The sequence below is a fragment of the Variovorax sp. F042 genome, from assembly GCF_057814215.1.
Genome location: NZ_JBVASX010000002.1, coordinates 324,722 through 346,136, shown reverse-complemented (window position 1 = coordinate 346,136; position 21,415 = coordinate 324,722). Strand labels below are relative to the sequence as shown.

Annotated in this window: 23 protein-coding genes; 20 read left to right on the top strand and 3 right to left on the bottom strand. The window is 64.6% G+C overall.

Annotation, left to right across the window (positions count from 1 at the left end):
* Nucleotides 1-41: 41 nt before the first annotated feature.
* The 20 genes from fabD (at nt 42) to ACZYSP_RS10030 (ending at nt 18,056) form a co-directional block, all read left to right on the top strand.
* The gene (gene fabD, locus ACZYSP_RS10125; RefSeq protein WP_093075593.1) at nt 42-995 is read left to right on the top strand and encodes an ACP S-malonyltransferase; all 954 of its coding nucleotides are present in this window, start codon (nt 42-44) and stop codon (nt 993-995) included.
* Nucleotides 996-1,023: 28 nt separating this feature from the next.
* Entirely contained in the window at nt 1,024-1,767 is a 744-nt protein-coding gene (gene fabG / locus ACZYSP_RS10120) for a 3-oxoacyl-ACP reductase FabG (protein ID WP_093049420.1), read from the top strand.
* Between the two features lie 99 nt (nt 1,768-1,866).
* The gene (gene acpP, locus ACZYSP_RS10115; protein ID WP_007830471.1) at nt 1,867-2,106 is read left to right on the top strand and encodes an acyl carrier protein; all 240 of its coding nucleotides are present in this window, start codon (nt 1,867-1,869) and stop codon (nt 2,104-2,106) included.
* A 102-nt stretch (nt 2,107-2,208) separates the two neighbouring features.
* Nucleotides 2,209-3,453: a beta-ketoacyl-ACP synthase II gene (gene fabF, locus ACZYSP_RS10110; RefSeq protein WP_093049422.1), complete on the top strand. Its 1,245-nt coding sequence runs from the start codon at nt 2,209-2,211 to the stop codon at nt 3,451-3,453.
* 13 nt (nt 3,454-3,466) lie between these two features.
* The gene (locus ACZYSP_RS10105; protein WP_093049425.1) at nt 3,467-3,949 is read left to right on the top strand and encodes a hypothetical protein; all 483 of its coding nucleotides are present in this window, start codon (nt 3,467-3,469) and stop codon (nt 3,947-3,949) included.
* 10 nt (nt 3,950-3,959) lie between these two features.
* Nucleotides 3,960-4,628: an RNA polymerase sigma factor RpoE gene (gene rpoE / locus ACZYSP_RS10100; protein WP_093049428.1), complete on the top strand. Its 669-nt coding sequence runs from the start codon at nt 3,960-3,962 to the stop codon at nt 4,626-4,628.
* Nucleotides 4,629-4,645: 17 nt separating this feature from the next.
* The gene (locus ACZYSP_RS10095; RefSeq protein ID WP_093075592.1) at nt 4,646-5,320 is read left to right on the top strand and encodes a sigma-E factor negative regulatory protein; all 675 of its coding nucleotides are present in this window, start codon (nt 4,646-4,648) and stop codon (nt 5,318-5,320) included.
* 25 nt (nt 5,321-5,345) lie between these two features.
* The gene (locus ACZYSP_RS10090) at nt 5,346-6,431 is read left to right on the top strand and encodes a MucB/RseB C-terminal domain-containing protein (RefSeq protein ID WP_093049434.1); all 1,086 of its coding nucleotides are present in this window, start codon (nt 5,346-5,348) and stop codon (nt 6,429-6,431) included.
* A gap of 94 nt (nt 6,432-6,525) precedes the next feature.
* Nucleotides 6,526-8,007: a DegQ family serine endoprotease gene (locus ACZYSP_RS10085; RefSeq protein WP_093075590.1), complete on the top strand. Its 1,482-nt coding sequence runs from the start codon at nt 6,526-6,528 to the stop codon at nt 8,005-8,007.
* A gap of 522 nt (nt 8,008-8,529) precedes the next feature.
* Nucleotides 8,530-10,341: a translation elongation factor 4 gene (lepA, locus tag ACZYSP_RS10080; RefSeq protein ID WP_093049440.1), complete on the top strand. Its 1,812-nt coding sequence runs from the start codon at nt 8,530-8,532 to the stop codon at nt 10,339-10,341.
* A gap of 8 nt (nt 10,342-10,349) precedes the next feature.
* The gene (lepB, locus tag ACZYSP_RS10075) at nt 10,350-11,321 is read left to right on the top strand and encodes a signal peptidase I (protein WP_093049443.1); all 972 of its coding nucleotides are present in this window, start codon (nt 10,350-10,352) and stop codon (nt 11,319-11,321) included.
* 39 nt (nt 11,322-11,360) lie between these two features.
* The gene (locus ACZYSP_RS10070; protein ID WP_093075587.1) at nt 11,361-11,729 is read left to right on the top strand and encodes a DUF4845 domain-containing protein; all 369 of its coding nucleotides are present in this window, start codon (nt 11,361-11,363) and stop codon (nt 11,727-11,729) included.
* Nucleotides 11,730-11,746: 17 nt separating this feature from the next.
* On the top strand, nt 11,747-12,433 hold the full coding sequence (gene rnc, locus ACZYSP_RS10065; RefSeq protein WP_093049449.1) for a ribonuclease III: 687 nt from the start codon (nt 11,747-11,749) through the stop codon (nt 12,431-12,433).
* 7 nt (nt 12,434-12,440) lie between these two features.
* Nucleotides 12,441-13,406: a GTPase Era gene (gene era / locus ACZYSP_RS10060; protein WP_093075586.1), complete on the top strand. Its 966-nt coding sequence runs from the start codon at nt 12,441-12,443 to the stop codon at nt 13,404-13,406.
* Nucleotide 13,407: 1 nt separating this feature from the next.
* On the top strand, nt 13,408-14,181 hold the full coding sequence (recO, locus tag ACZYSP_RS10055; RefSeq protein ID WP_093075584.1) for a DNA repair protein RecO: 774 nt from the start codon (nt 13,408-13,410) through the stop codon (nt 14,179-14,181).
* Nucleotides 14,178-14,945, top strand: coding sequence for a pyridoxine 5'-phosphate synthase (locus ACZYSP_RS10050; protein ID WP_093075582.1), 768 nt, complete (start codon nt 14,178-14,180; stop codon nt 14,943-14,945). Before recO ends, ACZYSP_RS10050 begins: the two co-directional genes overlap by 4 nt.
* Nucleotides 14,946-14,958: 13 nt before the next feature.
* Nucleotides 14,959-15,351 carry a holo-ACP synthase gene (gene acpS, locus ACZYSP_RS10045; protein ID WP_093049461.1) on the top strand — a complete coding sequence of 131 codons (393 nt, stop codon included), beginning with the start codon at nt 14,959-14,961 and terminating at the stop codon, nt 15,349-15,351.
* Nucleotides 15,348-16,427, top strand: coding sequence for a beta-N-acetylhexosaminidase (gene nagZ / locus ACZYSP_RS10040; protein ID WP_093049463.1), 1,080 nt, complete (start codon nt 15,348-15,350; stop codon nt 16,425-16,427). Before acpS ends, nagZ begins: the two co-directional genes overlap by 4 nt.
* Before the next feature lie 125 nt (nt 16,428-16,552).
* Entirely contained in the window at nt 16,553-17,227 is a 675-nt protein-coding gene (locus ACZYSP_RS10035) for a class I SAM-dependent methyltransferase (RefSeq protein WP_093075580.1), read from the top strand.
* A 13-nt stretch (nt 17,228-17,240) separates the two neighbouring features.
* On the top strand, nt 17,241-18,056 hold the full coding sequence (locus ACZYSP_RS10030; RefSeq protein WP_177192747.1) for a glycosyltransferase family 2 protein: 816 nt from the start codon (nt 17,241-17,243) through the stop codon (nt 18,054-18,056).
* Here ACZYSP_RS10030 and ACZYSP_RS10025 read toward each other — a convergent pair whose 3' ends face one another.
* From ACZYSP_RS10025 to lysS, 3 genes are read right to left on the bottom strand one after another with little or no spacing between them, the layout of a single operon-like run.
* Nucleotides 18,057-18,575: a M48 metallopeptidase family protein gene (locus tag ACZYSP_RS10025; RefSeq protein ID WP_093075576.1), complete on the bottom strand. Its 519-nt coding sequence runs from the start codon at nt 18,573-18,575 to the stop codon at nt 18,057-18,059. It abuts the gene before it with no gap.
* The gene (locus ACZYSP_RS10020; RefSeq protein ID WP_371258797.1) at nt 18,572-19,852 is read right to left on the bottom strand and encodes an Hsp70 family protein; all 1,281 of its coding nucleotides are present in this window, start codon (nt 19,850-19,852) and stop codon (nt 18,572-18,574) included. Before ACZYSP_RS10020 ends, ACZYSP_RS10025 begins: the two co-directional genes overlap by 4 nt.
* Nucleotides 19,849-21,387 (bottom strand): lysine--tRNA ligase, encoded by a 1,539-nt coding sequence (gene lysS / locus ACZYSP_RS10015; RefSeq protein ID WP_093075573.1) that lies wholly within the window; start codon nt 21,385-21,387, stop codon nt 19,849-19,851. Before lysS ends, ACZYSP_RS10020 begins: the two co-directional genes overlap by 4 nt.
* Between the last annotated feature and the right edge of the window lie 28 nt (nt 21,388-21,415).

The following is a 21,415-nucleotide window of genomic DNA, read 5'->3' as shown; positions in this document are numbered from 1 at the left end:
CTGGAAGAGGGCGGCCGCGATGCGAGATGGCGCATACAACAATGAAATCCTTTGCTTTTGTCTTTCCGGGTCAGGGCTCGCAGGCGGTCGGCATGCTCGACGCCTGGGGCGATCACCCGACCGTGGCTGAAACGCTGCGCGAAGCTTCCGAAGCGCTCGGCGAAGACGTCGGCGCGCTGATCAAGAACGGCCCCAAGGAAGAGCTGGCGCTCACCACCAACACTCAGCCCGTGATGCTGGTGGCTGGTGTTGCTGCATGGCGCGCCTGGTTGGCCGAGGGTGGTGCCGCGCCTTCTGTGGTGGCTGGTCATTCGCTCGGCGAGTATTCGGCGCTGGTGGCTTCGGGTGTTCTGACGCTCGCGCAGGCTGCGCCGCTCGTGCGTTTCCGCGCGCAAGCGATGCAACAGGCGGTGCCCGTCGGTGTCGGCGCGATGGCTGCGGTGCTCGGCATGGAGTCGGGCAAGGTGGTGGCAGGCTGCGCGGAAGCCACTGCCAGCTTTGGCTCTGGCAGCGCGGAAATCGTCGAGGCGGTGAATTTCAACGACCCCATGCAGACAGTGATCGCCGGCAGCAAGGCCGCGGTCGACAAGGCCTGCGAACTGCTCAAGGCCAACGGCGCCAAGCGGGCGCTGCTGTTGCCGGTTTCGGCGCCTTTCCATTCGAGCCTCATGAAACCTGCCGCGGAAGCGCTGCGCGACAAGCTGGCTTCCATCACGCTGGCCACGCCGCAAATTCCGGTGCTGAACAACATCGACGTCGCCATCGAGACCGATGCCGACCGCATCCGCGACGCCCTGGTGCGCCAGGCCGCCGGCCCGGTGCGCTGGGTCGAGAGCGTGCAGGCCTTGAAACTGCGCGGTGTAGCCGCCATCATCGAGTGCGGTCCCGGCAAGGTGCTGGCCGGCATGGTGAAGCGCATCTCCCCCGATCTGGAAGCCGCGTCGGTGTACGACCCGGCCACGCTCGCGGACACCCGACAATCGCTCGCCGGCTGACCGGCGCAAGGCTCCGACACTTTTTCTTATGAGCATTCCCAAATTTGAAGGGCAAGTCGCCCTGGTCACCGGCGCAACGCGCGGCATCGGCGCGGCGATCGCGTTGGAGCTGGCGCAGCGCGGCCTCAAGGTCGTGGGCACCGGCACCACCGACGATGGCGCGGCCAAGATCACGTCGGCCCTGAGCGCCTACGGCGGCCGCGGTCGTGCGCTCGACGTGAACGACGGCGCCGCCGTCGAGGCCCTGATCGACGAGATCGTGCAGGCCTACGGCGCCATCCACGTGCTGGTGAACAACGCCGGCATCACGCGCGACACGCTCGCCATGCGCATGAAGGACAGCGACTGGGACGCGGTGCTCGACACCAATCTCAAGGCGGTCTTCTCCCTCTCGCGCGCGGTGATCCGCCCGATGATGAAGCAGCGCTACGGCCGCATCATCAGCATCACCAGCGTGGTCGGCGCTTCCGGTAATGCCGGCCAGGCCAACTACGCCGCTGCCAAGGCAGGCGTCGCGGGCATGACCCGTGCGCTGGCCCGCGAACTGGGCAGCCGCAACATCACCGTCAACTGCGTCGCACCCGGTTTCATCGAAACCGACATGACGGCCAGCCTCCCCGAAGCCCAGCAACAGGCGCTGCTCCAGCAGATCCCGCTGGGCCATCTGGGCAAGCCGGCCGACATCGCGCACGCGGTGGCTTACCTCGCATCGCCCCAGGCGTCCTACGTCACGGGGCAAGAGCTGCACGTCAACGGCGGCATGCACATGTAGCCGCAAGGCGCAAGTTTTTCCCGTACCGGACGCGCGGCAAATGCCACAATGCGCCCGGCTAAAATCCACCGATTACCTACAACCCTCAGAGGGAACCAAATGAGCGATATCGAAGCACGTGTCAAGAAAATCATCGCCGAGCAGCTCGGCGTGGAAGAGTCCCAAGTGACGAACGAAAAGGCTTTCGTGGCCGACCTCGGCGCTGACTCGCTCGACACGGTCGAACTCGTGATGGCACTCGAAGACGAATTCGGCATCGAAATTCCCGACGAAGATGCCGAGAAGATCACCACGGTGCAAAACGCCGTCGACTACGCCACCAAGAATCAAAAGGCCTGATAGGCCAGCTGACAACACTGCAACTGCGGCCGGCGGCTTTTCCTTTAAAAACCGCACGCGCCGACAGGCAACTGTTCAGCGCTTCCAGAAAGGTTTGCCGGCATGACCAAACGCCGCGTCGTCGTGACCGGACTCGGTTGCATCGCTCCTGTCGGAAACACCGCAACCGAATCCTGGGCCAACCTGTTGGCCGGGAAGTCGGGTATTGCGAACATCACCGCGTTCGATGCAAGCGCCTTCGCCTGCAAGTTCGCCGGTGAGGTCAAGGGTTTCGACATCACCCAATACATCTCGGAGAAAGAAGCGCGCCACATGGACCGCTTCATTCATCTGGGTCTCGCCGCCGCCATCCAGGCGGTGCAGGACAGCGGACTGCCGACCGGCGAAGCGCTGTCCTATGAAAAAGCCGTGCGCATCGGATGCAACATCGGCTCCGGCATCGGCGGCCTGCCGATGATCGAAGAGACGCACGGCGAACTGATGAGCCGCGGCCCGCGCCGCGTCTCGCCGTTCTTCGTGCCGGCATCGATCATCAACATGATCTCGGGCCACGTCTCGATCAAGTACGGCTTCAAGGGCCCGAACATCGCGGTCGTGACCGCCTGCACCACGGGCCTGCATGCCATTGGCACGTCGGCACGCATGATCGAGTACGGCGATGCCGACGTGATGATCGCGGGTGGCGCGGAGTCGACCATTTCTCCGCTCGGCATCGGCGGCTTCACCGCGCCTCGCGCGCTGAGCACCCGCAACGACGATCCCGCCACGGCCTCGCGTCCGTGGGACAAGGACCGCGACGGCTTCGTGCTGGGCGAGGGGGCCGGCGTGCTGGTGCTCGAAGAATACGAACACGCCAAGGCACGTGGTGCCAAGATCTACGCGGAAGTCGCGGGCTTTGGCCTGACGGGCGACGCGTATCACATGACCGCGCCCGACGTCGACGGCCCGCGCCGCTCGATGGCCATGGCGCTGGCCAATGCCGGTGTCAATGCTGATCAGGTGCAGTACCTCAATGCGCACGGCACTTCGACGCAGATCGGCGACGTCAACGAGACCAATGCGGTCAAGCTGGCATTCGGCGATCACGCGAAGAAGCTCGTCGTCAATTCGACCAAGTCCATGACCGGCCATTTGCTGGGCGGCGCGGGCGGCATCGAATCGGTGTTCACGGTGCTGGCGCTGCACGAGCAGAAGAGCCCGCCGACCATCAACATCTTCAATCAGGATCCGGAATGCGATCTCGACTACTGCGCCAACGAGGCGCGCGATCTGAAGATCGACGTCGCGGTCAAGAACAACTTCGGCTTCGGCGGCACCAACGGCACGCTGGTGTTCAAGCGCGCTTGAGCACCGCTCTTTCATGCACAGCGCACCGTCGGTGACCTATCCGGTGGGGCGCTCGCGTGGCGCAACCCGGATTCTCGTTGTCCTCTGGGCCCTGGGCGCTTGCTGTGCGGGTGCATCTTGCTATCTCTTCGATAGCGCCGGATGGCGCCAGCTGCTGCTGGTTCTCAGTGTCGTGTTTGCAGGTGTCGCCGCGGGCTTCGGCTTGCGACGCGATGGCGCGGGCGTTCTGCATTTCGACGGCCTCTACTGGTCGTTGACGGGAGGCCATGCCTCCCGGGCCGTGCATGCTGCCAGGGCGTTCGTGGCGCTCGATTTCCAGTCGCTGATGCTGGTGCGGCTCAGCGAGCCGGGCCGCGCCCGCCGCTGGGTCTGGATCGAGCAGCGGGCCATGCCTGAGCGCTGGCGCGACGTGCGCCGTGCGGTATATTCGCGCCCCCCGTCCGCAGCACCTGCGGGCGACCCCTGGCGCGCGACGGCTCCCGCCGACGCGCCCTGATCCTCCGTCGATGACCACTTCTCCGCCTGTGCCGCCGGATTCCGGCCTGAACGATGCGCCCGCCGTGGTGCGTCCGGGCGAGGTCGATTTCCAGCTGGTCCAGCGCACCGTCGCGGGCGACCAGAAGGCATTCGAGTTGCTGGTCATCAAGTACCAGCGCCGCATCGAGCGCCTGATCGGGCGGATGGTGCGCGATGTCGACCTGGTCGAGGACATTGCGCAGGAAACCTTCATTCGCGCGTATCGCGCGCTGCACCAGTTCCGCGGTGAGGCGCAGTTCTACACCTGGCTCTACCGGATCGCCGTCAACACCGCCAAGAAGGCGCTGGTGGACATGAAGCGCGATCCGACTGTCTCCGAGGCCGCTCTCAGGCCTTCTTCTGAGGACGACGATGAAACTTACCGTCCCGGAAACGAACCAACCACCGACGAAACCCCCGAATCGGTCATGGCGGCGAATGAAATCGCCAGTGCCGTCGAGGCGGCCATGGAAGCACTCCCTGCCGAGTTGCGCCAGGCGGTCACGCTGCGCGAAATCGAGGGCATGAGTTACGAAGAGATTGCCGAGGTCATGGATTGCCCTATCGGCACGGTGCGTTCGCGTATTTTCCGGGCGCGCGAGGCCATTTCGGCCAGGGTCAAGCCGCTGCTGGACAACCAGTCCGGCAAGCGTTGGTAAGTAAGCAGGTGAATGAAATGAATCAGACGATGACGGTTCGGGAACAGGTGTCCGCACTTGCGGATGGTCATTTGCAGGGCGAGGCGTTCGCGCAGGCGATCGAAGCTGTCTGCGCCGAAGGCGAATCGCGCGCGGCATGGCAGGCCTACCACGTGGTGGGCGATGTGCTGCGTTCGGGCTCTCATTCGCCGTGCAGCGACACCTCGGCATTCCTGGCGCGCTTCCAGCAGCGATTGGCGGCGGAGCCTGTGATGGTCGCCCCCATGCCGGTGCCGGTCGCCGCACCGGTGGCACTGCCCGCGCAGCGCAGGGCGGAAGCGGCCAACGAGCCTGTGTTCCGCTGGAAGCTTGTGGCTGGTGCCGCGTCGCTGATGGCCGTGGCTGCCATCAGCTGGACCCTGGTCGGCAACGGCACAGCGGTGCCGCAGAGCGGCGCGCAACTGGCTTCAGTCCAGCAGCAACAGCAGCCGGCGGTCAATTCGGTGTTGGCGGCGGCAGCGGTCAACAGCCCGCAACCCGCGAGCAACACGCTGACCCCGACTCGCGTGATCGTGGGTAACGGCAATCCGCAGGTCATGCTGCGTGACCCGCGGCTCGATCAACTGCTCGAAGCGCATCAGCAAGCCGGCGGTGCTTCGCAAATGCCTTCCGGTTTCCTGCGCAATGCCACCTTCGAGGGCCCGACGCGCTGAGTGCGCGCACCCCTAGCTGCCCGTAATGACCGTTCCGATGCCGATCTCCGCGCGCGCTTTCGTGCTTGTGTTTGCTGCTTTTTGCCTTGCGCAGACTGCCACCGCGCAGACCCGCTCGGGCGCTGCGAATACGAAGAGCGCGGCAACTGCGCAGACGGACGAGCCACCGGCCATGAGCGTGACCGAGTGGTTGCAGCGCATGCACGCGGGCGCCCGGCAGCGCAATTACGTGGGCACCTTCGTGGTGTCGGCGCCGGGCGGCGACCTGTCGAGCGCACGCATCTGGCATGTGCGCGACGGCGAGCATCAGATCGAACGCATCGAAGCTCTCTCGGGGCCGCCGCGCTCGACCTTCCGGCGTAACCGCAATGTCATGACCTTCCTGCCGGAGGCGAAGGTGGTGAAGGTCGAGAAGCGCGAGAACCTCGATCTCTTCCCGAACCTGCCGGACAAGCCCGATTCGTCGATTGGCGATTTCTACGACGTGCGCGCGATCGGCAAGGACCGCGTGGCCGGCTTCGATGCCGACGTGGTGCAACTGGTGCCGCACGACGCGCTGCGCTTCGGCTATCGCATCTGGAGCGAGCGCCGTTCGGGCCTGGTGGTGAAGCTGCAGACCATTGACGGCGACTCCCGCGTGGTGGAGCAGTCGGCGTTTTCCGAGCTGCAGCTCGACGCGCCGGTGAAGGCGCAGGCGCTCTCCCAGATGATGTCCAACACCTCCGGCTACCGCATCGAGAAGCTGGAGCTCGAGCGCAGCAATGCGCAGGACGAAGGCTGGACGCTGCGCACGCCTGTGGCCGGATTTAAGCCCCGAAGCTTCTTCCGTCGCCCGACAGCGGGCGGTGATGGCGACAGCAGCGGCAAGTCGAAGCAGGACGCGGCCACGGTCCAGTGGACCTTCTCCGATGGCCTCGCCTCGGTGTCGCTTTTCATCGAGCGCTACGACGCAGCGCGCGCGCCCCGCGACGGCGTGCTGACCATCGGAGCGACCAACGCCATCCGTCGGCGCCTGCCCGAGCCGGCCAGCGACTGGTGGCTGACCGCAGTCGGCGAGGTGCCGCAGCAGACGCTCAATGCATTCGCCCAAAGCCTCGCGCGCACGCGCTGACAGGCCAAATAGGCGCCAATTGCGCTGAACCAAGCACACAGCGCAAACTCATAGCACTTGTTTTCAGCCGCTCTGTTCTTTTGAAAGAAAACCGATGATCTTCAAAGTCGAGGGACACAAGCTTCGTTCCGGTCTGCTGGCTTGCGCGCTCGCACTGACTGCAAGCGCCACATTCCTTCCGGTCGAGCCGGTCCATGCGCAAACACGCACGCTGCCCGATTTCACCGATCTGGTCGACCAGGTCGGCCCTTCCGTCGTCAACATCCGCACCGTCGAGAAGGTTGCCCAGCGCGGTGGCAATGGCGAGATGGACGAGGAGATGCAGGAGTTCTTCCGCCGTTTCTTCGGCCAGCCTCTGCCTGGCCAACCGCGTCAGGGCCCGACCCCGAAGCGCCCGCAGCAGCCGCAGGAAGAAGAGCGTCCGCGTGGCGTCGGATCCGGCTTCATCCTGACAGCCGACGGCTATGTGATGACCAATGCGCACGTGGTCGAAGACGCTTCCGAAGTGCTGGTCACGTTGCCCGACAAGCGCGAGTTCAAGGCCAAGATCGTTGGCGCCGACAAGCGCACCGACGTCGCGGTCGTCAAGATCGAGGCCACCGGCCTGCCAGCGGTGAAGGTTGGCGACATCTCCAAGCTGCGTGTCGGCGAATGGGTGATGGCCATCGGTTCGCCCTTCGGCCTCGAGAACACCGTCACGGCCGGCATCGTGAGCGCCAAGCAGCGCGACACCGGCGAGTACCTGCCGTTCATCCAGACCGACGTGGCCATCAATCCCGGCAACTCGGGCGGCCCGCTGATCAACATGCGCGGCGAAGTGGTCGGCATCAACAGCCAGATCTACTCGCGCTCGGGCGGCTTCATGGGCATCTCGTTCTCGATCCCGATCGACGAGGCGATTCGCGTGAGCGATCAGCTGCGCACCTCGGGCCGCGTTTCGCGCGGCCGCATCGGCGTGCAGATCGACCAGGTCACCAAGGACGTGGCCGAGGCCATCGGCCTGGGCAAGGCACAGGGTGCGCTGGTGCGCGGCGTCGAAGCCGGCTCGCCGGGCGAAAAGGCCGGTGTCGAGCCGGGCGACGTCATCACCAAGTTCGACGGCAAGCCCATCGAGAAGCCGAGCGACCTGCCGCGCCTGGTGGGCAACACCAAGCCGGGCACCAAGAGCACGCTCACCGTATTCCGCCGCGGCGCTTCGCGCGACCTCAGCGTGACCATTGCCGAGATCGAGCCCGACAAGCCGGGCAAGCGTGCGGGCGACCGCGACGAGCCGGCGCCGAAGCCGCCCGCATCTGCAGCCGCCAAGTCGCTCGGTCTGGCTGTGAGCGATCTCACCGACGCGCAGAAGAAAGAACTCAAGCTGAAGGGCGGCGTGAAGGTCGATGCTGCCAGTGACGCTGCTGCCCGTGCAGGCCTGCGCGAGGGCGACATCATCCTGTCGGTTGGCAATGTCGAGGTGTCGAATGCGCGCGAATTCGAGTCCGCCATCGGCAAGGCCGACAAGAGCAAGGCGCTCAGCGTGCTGTTCCGCCGTGGCGATTGGGCGCAGTACGCGCTGATTCGCCCTGCACGCTGATCTGGCGCTGGCGTCAAGTGGCCCCACCCGGCAGTCGGGTTTGGGGCCGTTTTTTTGAGGTGTTTACGACGTTCAGGCGCCGGCCTCTAAAAAAATCTGAGGGCTCGGAAATGCCGATTTTTGTTTGTGCTCACTAACTTTTAAAGAGGCTAAGGACGGATTTCGGTAGAATAGGGCGCTCTCGGCGGTCGGTCGGCGCATAAGGAGTGCCCTGACCTTCACCATGCGAGATGTCAGACAGCAGTCCACCGGTGCTCCACAGATCGCCCACAAGTTGTTCAGTGACCGCTCCACCGATCCTGTTGATAACCTGTTCATATCTTTCATGTTGTGGACCTGCAACGACCCCTTTGGACCCCGTTCCCGGATGTACGCGCTTCCCTTTTTGCCTACAATGAAGTTCCAACTACTGCAGTTGCCATTGCTTGTTGGTTCAGGGCGCGTCTCCAGAAGACGCGCCCTTTTTTCTTGCCTGTCGCACTCTGCGCACGAGCCAATTCAAGTACTTAAGCGTTCCCGTTGATGAATCACATCAGAAATTTTTCGATCATTGCGCACATCGACCATGGCAAGTCGACGCTCGCAGACCGTTTGATCCAGCGTTGCGGCGGCCTCGCAGACCGCGAGATGGAAGCGCAGGTGCTCGACTCGATGGACATCGAAAAAGAGCGTGGGATAACCATCAAGGCGCAGACCGCTGCGCTGCACTACAAGGCACTCGATGGGCAGGTCTACAACCTCAATCTGATCGACACGCCGGGCCACGTCGACTTCTCGTATGAAGTGAGCCGCTCGCTGTCGGCGTGCGAAGGCGCACTGCTCGTCGTCGATGCATCGCAAGGTGTCGAAGCGCAGACAGTGGCCAACTGCTACACCGCGCTCGACCTCGGAGTCGAAGTGGTGCCCGTGCTCAACAAGATCGATCTGCCCAACGCGGACCTCGACAACGCGCGCACCGAAATCGAAGACGTGATCGGCATCGACGCAACCAATGCGATCCCGTGCTCGGCAAAGACCGGCGTGGGCATCGACGACATTCTCGAAGCCATCGTTGCCAGGATGCCCGCGCCGCGCGGCAACCCCGACGGCCCGCTGCGCGCGATGATCGTCGACAGCTGGTTCGACCCGTACGTCGGCGTCGTCATGCTGGTGCGCGTGGTCGACGGCCGGCTCGCGAAGGGTGATCGCATCAAGATGATGGCGTCGGGTGCGATGTACAACGCCGACAGCGTCGGCGTCTTCACGCCCGCCAACGAACCCCGCAATTCGCTCGAAGCGGGCGAGGTGGGCTACATCATCGCGGGCATCAAGGAGCTGCAGGCTGCAAAGGTCGGCGACACGGTCACGCTGATCAAGGCCGGCACCGGTGGCGCTGCGGCAACGGCGACCGAGGCGCTGCCCGGCTTCAAGGAAATCCAGCCGCAGGTGTTCGCGGGCTTGTACCCGACCGAAGCGAGCGAGTACGACTCGCTGCGCGACGCACTCGAAAAGCTCAAGCTCAACGATTCGTCGCTGCGCTACGAGCCCGAGGTGAGCCAGGCGCTCGGCTTCGGCTTCCGCTGCGGCTTCCTCGGCTTGCTGCACATGGAAATCGTGCAGGAGCGCCTGGAGCGCGAGTTCGACCAGGACCTGATCACGACCGCGCCGAGCGTGGTCTATCAGGTGGTCAAGAACGACGGCGAAGTGATCATGGTCGAGAATCCGTCCAAGATGCCCGACGTTGGCAGGATGGCGGAGATCCGCGAGCCGATCGTCACCGTTCATCTCTACATGCCGCAGGAATACGTCGGCTCCGTCATGACGCTGGCGAACCAGAAGCGTGGCGTGCAGATGAACATGGCCTACCACGGCCGCCAGGTCATGCTGACCTACGAGATGCCGCTCGGCGAGATCGTGCTCGACTTCTTCGACAAGCTGAAATCGGTGAGCCGGGGCTACGCCTCGATGGACTACGAGTTCAAGGAGTACCGCGCGTCCGACGTGGTGAAGGTCGACATCCTGCTCAACGGCGACAAGGTCGACGCGCTGTCGATCATCGTGCACCGCAGCCAGTCGCAGTACCGCGGCCGGGCCGTGGTGTCGAAGATGCGCGAGATCATTTCGCGCCAGATGTACGACGTTGCGATCCAGGCGGCCATCGGCGTCACCATCATTGCGCGTGAGACAATCAAGGCGCTTCGCAAGAACGTGCTGGCCAAGTGCTATGGCGGCGACATCACCCGCAAGAAGAAGCTGCTCGAGAAGCAGAAGGCGGGCAAGAAAAGAATGAAGCAGATCGGCTCCGTCGAGGTCCCGCAAGAGGCCTTCCTCGCCATTCTGCAAGTCGAAGACTGATCAAAAAAATGGCATTCATCACCACCCTGGTCCTCGCGGCCTTCGCCGCCTATGTCGGCGCCTGGTATTTCAACGCGATCGAAGGCAACTTTGCCTTGCTGCTGTTCCTGGCGACGGTGGTCACCGGCCTCTACTGGCTGGCCGAGCGCTTCTATTTCCTGCCCCGGCGCGAACAGGCCGCCGCCAAGCTGGAAGCTTCGCTGACCGAGCGCAATGCGCGCCTGTCCGAGCAGGGTATCAAGCAGGTCGACACGGCCGACGCGAAGGCGAGCGAACGGCTGCTGATGCAGCCCTGGTGGCTCGACTGGACCGCCGGCCTGTTCCCTGTGATCCTGGTGGTGTTCCTGCTGCGCTCGTTCCTCTACGAGCCTTTCAAGATCCCGTCGGGCTCGATGATGCCCACGCTGCTGACCGGCGACCTGATCCTGGTCAACAAGTTCACCTACGGTCTGCGCCTGCCCGTGATCAACACCAAGATCACCGACGGTACGCCGCTGGCGCGCGGCGACGTGGTGGTGTTCCGCTACCCGCCCAAGCCGAGCATGGACTACATCAAGCGCGTGGTCGGCGTCCCGGGCGACGAGGTGGCCTACCTGAACAAGAAGCTCACGATCAACGGCCAGCCGGTGTCCAAGGAGTCGGATGCCGACTACCTCGACGGCGAATCGATGCGCCTGCTCAAGCAGTACACCGAGAACCTCGGCGGCAAGCAGCACAAGATCCTCAACGACGAAACCACGCCATCCTACGTTCCCGGTGCCAGTGGCTTCAATTTCCCGGGCATCGAAAACTGCCGCTACTCGGTCGAGGGTGTGGTCTGCAAGGTGCCGGCCGGCAACTATTTCATGATGGGCGACAACCGCGATAATTCGGCGGACTCGCGTTTCTGGGGCTTTGTGCCGGACAAGAACATCGTGGGCAGGGCGTTCTTCGTCTGGATGAACTTCGGCGATCTGGGTCGCATCGGTCCGTTTCAATAAGCATTCATCTGAATAGTTCAGTTCGAGGGGTATGAGGGCATGAGAACACATCGGTTCGTTCGCAGCAGGGCTGCGCAACAACGCGGCATTTCGTTCATCGGCTTGGTGTTCGTCGCGGTCGTGCTCGGGTGTCTGGGCGTGGTCATCGCGCAGGTCATCCCGACGCTGATCGAATGGCAGGCCATCGACAAGGCGGTCAACAAGGCCAAGGAAGGCACGACCGTGCCTGAAGTGCGCGCCATCTTCGATCGTGCCCAGGCCATCGACGACTTCAAGTCGGTCAGCGGCAAGGATCTCGACATCAAGAAGGTCGGCGACAAGGTGGTCGTGTCGTACTCGTACGAGCGTGAGATCCCCCTGTTCGGCCCGGCCTACCTGACGCTCAAGTACAAGGGCGAATCCCGCTGAACACGGCGCCCAAAAAGGTGGAGGGCAGCCTCGCCGCGCTGCAGGCGCGCCTCCAGCACACCTTCTCCGATCCGCGGCTGCTCCAGCTCGCGCTCACGCATCGCAGCTTCTCGGCCGACCACAACGAGCGCCTTGAATTTCTCGGCGACTCGGTGCTGAACCTGGCGGTCTCGCACCTGCTCTACATGCGCCTGTCGGCTCTGCCCGAAGGCGACCTGTCGCGCGTGCGGGCCAACCTGGTCAAGCAGGACACCCTGCACCGCCTGGCGGTAGGGCTGGCGCTGTCGCCGCTGCTGCGGCTCGGCGAAGGCGAGGCGCGCTCGGGCGGGCCCAACCGGCCGTCGATCCTGGCCGACGCGCTCGAGGCGCTGATCGGCGCCGTCTATCTCGACGCCGGCTTTGCGGCCGCACAGTCGCTGGTGCACCGGCTCTACGAGGCGGTCGAAATCAATCCGCGCATGGAAGCCGCAGCCAAGGATCCCAAGACCGAATTGCAGGAATGGCTGCAGGGTCACAAAATGAAGCTGCCGGTGTATCGCGTGGCCGCCACACTGGGCGCAGCGCACAAGCAGACTTTTGATGTCGAGTGCGAGGTGCCCGAGTTGGGGCTTCGCGAACGCGGCATCGGCGGCTCGCGCCGCGCCGGCGAGCAGGCGGCTGCGGCCGCCATGTTGATCCGGCTCAAGGCACGCGGCACCGCGTGAAACCAGAATGAACGATGCTATCAATCCCGTAGCGGAACCCGAAGACACTGCAGGCGATGCGCCTGCCACCGGACCCCAACACTGCGGCCTCATCGCCATCGTCGGCAAGCCCAATGTAGGCAAGTCGACGCTGCTCAATGCGTTGGTCGGCCAGAAGATCAGCATCACCTCGCGCAAGGCGCAGACCACGCGCCACCGCATCACCGGCATGCGCACGCTGGGCGCCACGCAGTTCGTGTTCGTCGACACGCCGGGCTTCCAGACCCTGCACGCCAACGCGCTGAACAAGTCGCTCAACAAGACGGTGCAGGGCGCGGTCGGCGATGTGGACCTGATTCTTTTCGTGGTCGAGGCCGGCAGCTTCACGCCGGCCGACGAGCGCGTGCTCAAGCTGCTCGGCAAGGGCATTCCGACCGTGTTGCTGGCCAACAAGCTCGACAACGTGCACCGCCGCGGCGACATCGCGCCCTGGCTGAAGACCATGCAGGAAAAGCACAGCTTCGCCGAGTTCGTGCCCATGTCGGCGAAGAATGCCAAGGACGTCGAGCGCCTGTTCGGCATCTGCGAGAAGTACCTGCCCGAACAGCCCTGGTTCTACGACGAGGACGAACTGACCGATCGCAGCGAGAAATTCCTTGCCGGCGAACTCGTGCGCGAGAAGCTGTTCCGCCTCACCGGCGACGAGCTGCCCTACACCTCGACCGTCATCATCGACAAATTCGAGGAAGAGCCGCCCCAGAAGAAGGGCCAGAAGCGCCTGCTGCGCATTGCCGCCACCATCGTGGTCGAACGCGACGGCCACAAGGCCATGGTGATCGGCGACAAGGGCGAGCGCATCAAGCGCATCGGCATGGAAACCCGCGTCGAGCTCGAGAAGCTGGCCGACGCCAAGGTGTTTCTCGAACTGTGGGTGAAGGTGCGTTCGGGCTGGGCCGACGACGAAGCCCGTGTCCGTTCGTTCGGCTACGAATGAAGTGGCCGCTGCCCACCGCGTTTCGCACGAACCGGCCTATGTGCTCCATCGCTACGACTGGAGCGAGTCGAGCCTGATTCTCGAAGTCTTCACCCGCCACCACGGGCGTATCGCGCTTGTGGCAAAGGGGGCGAAGCGGCCGAGTTCCAACTTCCGGCCGGTGTTGCTGCCGTTGCAGCCCCTGCAGCTCAACTACGGCGGCGACGCCGAAATCCGCACGCTCAAGGGCGCCGAATGGATGGGCGGCCATGTGATGCCGACCGGCGAGGCGCTGCTGTCGGGCTATTACGTCAACGAGCTGCTGCTGCGCCTGCTGGCGCGTGACGATGCCCATGAAGCGCTGTTCGATGCCTACGCCGGGGTCGTTCAGGTGCTGGCAGGCGATCACGTCGGCGCGCAGGCCGCGACCCAGGCTGCTGCGCTGCGTGCTTTCGAGTTGCTGCTGCTGCGCGAGGTCGGCCTGCTGCCGTCGCTCGATGTGCAGACCCTCACGCTGGAGCCGCTTGCCGCCGAGCAGCGCTACAGCCTCGTGCCGGAAGCCGGCCTGCGCCAAGCCGCCGACGACGAGGCCGCGCTGAATGGCGCCGACTGGCAGGCTCTGCAGGCAGTTCTCGACGACCGCGCCCCTTTTACCGCCACGTTGCGTGAAATTGCCACCATGAACGCCGGCAGCAACAGTGCCCTGCGAAACCAGTTGCGCACCTTGCTCAACTACCATTGCGGCGTGTCCACGCTGCGCACGCGGCAAATGATGAGAGATCTGCAAGCACTATGAGCACTTCAGGCACCACCGGCACTGCCACCTCGCTGTCCGTCAACCTCAACAAGGTGGCCCTGGTCCGCAACACGCGCCACCTGGGCATCCCGAGTGTGGTGAAAGCTGCCCAGGCCTGCCTGGCAGCCGGCGCGCACGGCATCACAGTGCACCCGCGGCCCGATGCCCGCCACATTCGCGCACACGACGTGAGCGACCTGTCGGCGCTGCTCGCCAAAGACTGGCCCGCGATCGAATTCAATATCGAAGGCAACCCCTTCCAGAACCTGATGGATTTCGTGCGCACGCTGAGGCCGCACCAGGCCACCTTCGTGCCCGACAGCGAAACCCAGTCGACCAGCGACCACGGCTGGACCTTCCCCGACGACGCCGAGCGCCTGCGCCCCCTGATCGCCGAAGCCAAGGCGCTGGGCGTGCGCGTCAGCCTGTTCATGGACCCGATTCCCGAAATGATGGCGGCGGTCAAGGCCGTGGGCGCCGACCGCGTCGAGCTCTACACCGAAGGCTATGCCGCATCGCGCGGAACGCCCGACGAGAAGGCCGTGCTCCAGCGTTATGCCGACACGGCGCGCGCGGCCCATGCCGCAGGCCTGGGCATCAACGCCGGCCACGACCTGAGCCGCGACAACCTGACGGCTTTCCTGCGTGCCGTGCCTGGCGTGCAGGAGGTCTCGATCGGCCATGCCTTCGTGGCCGACGCGCTCGAGCTTGGCTATACGGCCGCCACGCGCGACTACCTGCGCTGCATCAACGAGGCGCAATGAGCGCCGGCGCCGCATGATCTACGGCATTGGCACCGACATCTGCGACCTGCGTCGCATTGCCGCGACCTTCGAGCGCCAGGGCGAACGCTTTGCCCGCAAGGTGCTGAGCGACGCTGAATTCGCAGTCTGGAAGGCTCGCAGCGAACGCTGGCCCAAGCGCGGCCTGAGTTATCTGGCGACCCGCTTCTCCGCCAAGGAGGCCTTCAGCAAGGCCATCGGCCTGGGCATGCGCATGCCCATGAGCTGGCGCCTGTGCGAGATCGCCAACCTGCGCAGTGGCAAGCCCGTCATCGTGCTGCATGGCGGCCTGAAGGACTGGTTCGAGGCGCAGGGCCTCACGGCCCATGTGACCGTGACTGACGAAACCGAATACGCCGCGAGCTTCGTGGTGGTGGAGAAGCTATGACTGCCGGGCCCGCCGCTCGCCCCCATGCGCCGCTGATCATCGATGTGGCGGCTACCGAGCTCAACGACGCCGACCGCCGTCGCCTCGCCAATCCGCTGGTCGGCGGAGTGATCCATTTCGCCCGCAACTGGCAGGACCGCGCGCAGATGACCGCGCTCAATGCCGAGATCAAGGCGATCCGCCCCGACCTGCTGATCTGCGTCGACCACGAGGGCGGCCGCGTGCAGCGCTTTCGCACCGACGGCTTCACGCACCTGCCGTCGATGCGCGCACTCGGCGAGCTGTGGATGCGCGACGCCATGCGCGCCACCCAGACCGCGACCGCGGTCGGACAGGTGCTGGCGGGCGAGTTGCGCGCCTGCGGCGTCGACTTCAGCTTTGCGCCGGTGCTCGACCTGGACTACGGCGGCAGCAGCGTCATCGGCAGCCGCAGCTTTCATCGCGATCCGCGCGTGGTGGCGCTGCTGGCCAAGAGCGTGATGCACGGCATGCTGCAGATGGGCATGCGCAACTGCGGCAAGCATTTTCCGGGGCATGGCTTCGTGCAGGCCGATTCGCATGTCGAGATCCCGGTGGACAAGCGCGGCCTCAAGGCCATCCTTGACGACGACGCACGGCCGTACGACTGGCTGTCGGGCACGCTCGGCGCGGTGATGCCGGCGCACGTGATCTATCCGAAGGTCGACAAGCGGCCGGCGGGGTTTTCGTCGAAATGGCTCAAGGCGATCCTGCGGCAGCGCTTTGCCTTCGACGGCGCCGTGTTCAGCGACGACCTGAGCATGGAGGCGGGCCGTTACATCGATGGCCGGCTGCTCAGCTATACCGATGCGGCGCTGACCGCGCTGGAAGCCGGATGCGACATGGCGCTGCTGTGCAACCAGAGCATCGGCGAGGGGAGCCTGCTCGACGACTTTCTCGAGGGCTTCGAGGCTGCCGCGCGCGCGGGCCGATGGCTGCCGGACGCGAGCAGCGAAGCGCGCCGCCAGGCGCTGCTGCCGCAGGGCGCCGCACCCGATTGGTCGACGCTCGTCGCTTCGCGCGGGTACCGCGATGCGAGGCGGATGACGGACGTTTGAAGGCTGTCCAGCCGATCCGGAATTGGCGCATTTGTGAACAAGCTGGCAAATACGCCAGATAAGTCAGCCGCGCCGTCCTATAGAGTCAAATGTTCTGAATCGGGCAGTTTCGGGGGACATTTCTCATGGCGCACATCGGCGAATCCTGGCTGACTTTCGACAGCTTGACGCAGCACGTCGTCAAGACGATCAATCCCAAGCGCATCCTGGACATCGGTGCCGGGGGCGGCAAATATGGAGCCTTGCTCAAGAACGTCGTGCCCGAATGCGAGCTGACCGCGCTGGAGTGTGACGAAGTGGCGTTCCCTCAACTGCGCGAGGTCGGCTACCACCAGATTCTTCCGATCGCGGCCGACAAGCTCTATGAACGCAGCGGCGATCTCTACGACGTAGTGATCCTGGGCGATGTCATCGAGCACATGCTCCATTCGCAAGGCCGCGACCTGCTGGAATTTCTCAACTACCGCTCCCGCTATCTCATCATTTCCACGCCGGAATGCATGCCGATGAGCCGTCCCATCTTCTTCGAAGGTCACAACTCGCTGTGGCGTCCCGATTCGTTCGGCTGGCACGACTACTGGGCGCACCAGCAGTGCGGCGTGATGCACTTCTATCTGCTCAGGGGGCACGACAACTGGGCTGGGCCGGGTCTGGCAGAGGTAGTGAGTGCGGTCAATGGAGCGGGAATTTTCAACGACCATTCCAGCGACAAGAAGCAGGCCGTCAACCTGACGATTCATGACACGCGCTACAAGGAGCCGGCCGACGAACACAACGTCGTGCTGTACCGCCCCTTCTGACGGACGTTGTTTCATGACGGCAACCGACAAGATCTCCCTTCGCGATATAGACATCATCGTTTCGTACAGGGAGGCGACCGAAGAGCGGCGCGAGAACCTCTATGCCGTGCTGGCGCATCTGGCCTACACCTATACCGACTACCGGCTGTGGTTGATGGAGGCGGCGACGGCGCCGCGCTTCGACTGGCAGCGGCTGTGCGATCCGAAGATCCGGCATGTCTTCATCCATCACGGTGGGCCGTTTCCCAAGTCGATGCTCTACAACACGGGCGTCCGGCTGGCCCGCAGCCCTGTGATCTGCTTCCACGACGCCGATTCCATTGCCCAGCCTTCAACGCTGCGTGGCTGTGTCGATGTGCTGCTGGACCGGGACAGCAGCGAGGTGCTGTGCCCCTACTGGAGCGTCATCAACGTGACGGGTGAACTCAAGCGCGATTTCATGCAGTTGCCCGACTACGCCCGATTCGCATCGATCGACGTGGAGCAACTGCCTCCGGATGCCGGCGTGCTGTACTCGAATGCCAATGGGGGCATCGTGCTGTTCAAGCGCAGCGAGTACATCCGAGTCGGCGGGTACAACGCACGCCTGGAAGGATGGGGCGGCGAGGACGATGAACTGCTGCGCAGGGCAGGGCGGCTGGGTCTGCGTTGGCACTCGATGCACGTGCCCCTTTTCCACTTGCACCACGATTCGGGTTCGCGCAATGAATTGATCGAGAGCCTTCATGGCACCGAGAACCTGCGTGCGTCGCATGCCATCGAGACCATATCCCAGGAAGAGGTCGAGGTGCTGGCGCGCGAGCTGTCCGCGTTCTTCGCGTCCGACTGATCAGGGCCGGGAGCTGGCGTCCCAGAGCCGACGGCCGTTCATGTCCAGGTGCGTCAGATACAGCCGCAGGTCGAATTCAAGCTGCTGGTAGTCCGGCTCCATGTGCGTGCACAACGCATAGAAGGCCTTGTCGTGCTCCCGCTCCTTCATGTGGGCAAGTTCGTGCACGACGATCATCCGCAACCAGGCCAGCGGCACGCCCTTGAACAGGCTCGCCACCCGGATCTCCCGCTTGGCCTTGAGCTTCCCGCCCTGCACGCGCGACACCGTGGTGTGCGTGCCCAGCGCGTTGCGGATCACGTGCAGCTTGTTGTCGAACATCACCTTCGACAGCGGTTCGGCCTTGCGCATGAACTCGCTCTTGAGCTCGTTCACGTACTCGTAGAGCGCGCGGTCGGTCTGCACGTTGTGCACTCCGTCCGGATAGCGCTTGCCGAGCAGCACGGCGAGCTTGTCCTCGGCGATCAGCTGGCGGACCTGGTCCAGCAGGGGCGCCGGATAGCCCGCCAGGTATTTCATGCGCGACGGCGCTCCGTGCGCGCCGCGCAGGCCAGCCCCGTGGCCACGCCGCCGAACAGGTCGCCCTCGACCAGGTTCACGCCCGCGAAGCTCTTGCGCAGCGCGTGCTGGAATGGGCGCAACGCAGAAGAGCCGCCGGTGAGGTAGATCGCGTCGAGGTCGCCGCTGCGCAGGCCCGCGCGCTTGACGCAGGCGTGTGCGCACGCGATCACGTTCTCGAGCGGTCCGGCCAGCTGCTGTGCCATATCGTCCGGCGTGAGCGAGGCCACCAGCCCGTGTTCGGCGCAGGAGAGGTCGATGGCCGTCGCCGCATCGGTCACCGAGGCATCGATCTTGGCCGCTTCCACCGCACTCGCGATGCGATGCCCGTGCCGCTCTTCGAGCACGGTCATCAGCCGATCGTGCAGTTGTGTGTCGCTGTAGCTTGTGCGTAAGTCCTTTGCCTGGCGCACCGCTTTGGCAGCATAGAGCCAGTTGATCAGGTGCCAGGACGAAAGCTCGAAGAACACCTTGCTCGGCACTTCGCGTCCCTGCGGGCCGTGGTGGCGAAAGCCGAATTGCGGCATCACGCGCTCGAGGTTCAGGCGCTGGTCGAAGTCGGTGCCGCCGATGTGCACGCCGCTGGTGGCCAGTACGTCGTCGCTGCGGTCCTCGCGCGCGGCGCGCTCGGGGCCGACGCGCACAACGGTGAAGTCAGAGGTGCCGCCGCCGATGTCGACGATGAGCACGATCGACTCTTTGACGATGCGCTGCTCGTAGTCGAAGGCGGCCGCAATAGGTTCGAGCTGGAAGGCGATCTCGCGGAACCCCGCCGCGCGCGCTGCGTGGCGCAGGCTCTCTTCGGCACGCTCGTCGCGCCTGGCATCGTCGTCCACGAAATGCACGGGCCGTCCGATCACCACGCGCTCGGGCATCCGGCCGAGCTCGCGGCTGGCGCGCACGGCCAGTTCGCGCAGGAAGCGCGCGATGATGTCCTCGAAGCTCACGAGGCCGTCGTAGATCGCGGTCTTCTCCTGCATCAGCGCGCTGCCGAGCAGGCTCTTCAGCGAGCGCATCAGGCGGCCTTCGGTGCCCGAGAGGTACTGGCCGATGGCGTCGCGGCCGAAGTGGGTCGTGCGGTCTTCGGCGTTGAAGAAGATCGCGGTGGGCAGGGTGGTGGCCGCGCCTTCGATGGGCAACAGGCGGGCCTCGCCATCGACCCGGCAGGCCACGGCGGAGTTGGAGGTGCCGAAGTCGATGCCGATCGTCGGCAGCGACGACGGTGACAACACGCTCAAGATTCCCTGCGCAGCGCCGGGAACAGGATCACGTCGCGAATGCTCGGCGAATCCGTCAGCAGCATCATCAGCCGGTCGATGCCGATGCCGCAGCCGCCGGTGGGCGGCATGCCGTATTCGAGCGCACGCACGAAGTCGTGGTCGTAGTACATGGCTTCGTCGTCGCCGCTGTCCTTGGCGGCCACCTGCGCGTTGAAGCGCGCGGCCTGGTCCTCGGCGTCGTTCAGCTCGCTGAAGCCGTTGCCGAACTCGCGGCCGGTGATGTACAGCTCGAAGCGTTCGGTGACCTCGGGGCGCTCGTCGTTGGCGCGCGCCAGCGGCGAGATCTCGGTCGGGTGCTCCATGATGAAGGTCGGCTGCCAGAGCTTCTCTTCCACAGTCTCCTCGAAGTACATCACCTGCAGGCTGGCCAAACTGCGCTGCGAGAGCTTGTCCTTCTCTTCGCTCAGGCCGATCTTGCGCAGGGCGTTGATGAGCCAGGCGGCGTCGTCGACGCCATCACCGGCCTCGGTGTACTTCAGGATCGCCTCGCGGATCGTCAGGCGCTCGAAGGGCTGGGTCAGGTCGACCGGCTTGCCTTGGTAGGTGAGCTGCTGCGTGCCCACGGCCTTGTCGGCGATGGTGCGGATCAGCGTCTCGGTGAAGTCCATCAGGTCGCGGTAGTTCCAGTAGGCCGCGTAGAACTCCATCATCGTGAACTCGGGGTTGTGCCGCACCGAGATGCCCTCGTTGCGGTAGCTCCGGTTGATTTCGAAGACGCGCTCGAAGCCGCCGACGATCAGGCGCTTGAGGTACAGCTCGGGCGCGATGCGAAGGAACATCTCCTGGTCGAGCGCGTTGTGGTGCGTCTTGAAGGGCTTGGCGTTCGCGCCGCCCGGAATCGGGTGCAGCATGGGCGTCTCGACTTCGAGGAAGTCGTTGGCCACCATGAACTCGCGCAGCGCGCTCACGGCCTTGCTGCGCGCGGTGAAGCGCACGCGTGCCGATTCGTCGGTGATCAGGTCGACGTAGCGCTGGCGGTACTTCTGCTCCTGGTCGGCCATGCCGTGAAACTTGTCGGGCAGCGGGCGCAGGCTCTTGGTGAGCAGGCGCAGCTTGGTCACCTTGACCGACAGCTCGCCGGTCTTGGTCTTCATCAGCGTGCCTTCGGCGCCAACGATGTCACCCAGGTCCCAGCGCTTGAAGTCGGCGTAGATGTCTTCGCCGACCGCGTCGCGCGTCACGTAGAGCTGGATGCGGCTGGTGGCATCTTGCAGGGTGGCGAAGCTGGCCTTGCCCATCACGCGCTTGAGCATCATCCGGCCGGCTACGCTCACTGCAACGGCTTGCGCCTCGAGGGCTTCGGCCTCGGTGGCGTCATGCGCCTCGGCGAGTGCCGCCGCACGGTGGCCAGGCTTGAAGTCGTTCGGGAACGCAACGCCTTTGCCCTCGGCCTGCGCCGTGCGCAGCAGCTTGAGCTTTTCGCGGCGTTCTGCGATGAGCTGGTTTTCGTCGACGGGGGGCGGAGGAGGCGAGGGGGTCTTTTGATCGGACATGGGAGGCGGGTGGCGCGCATCCGGGAGC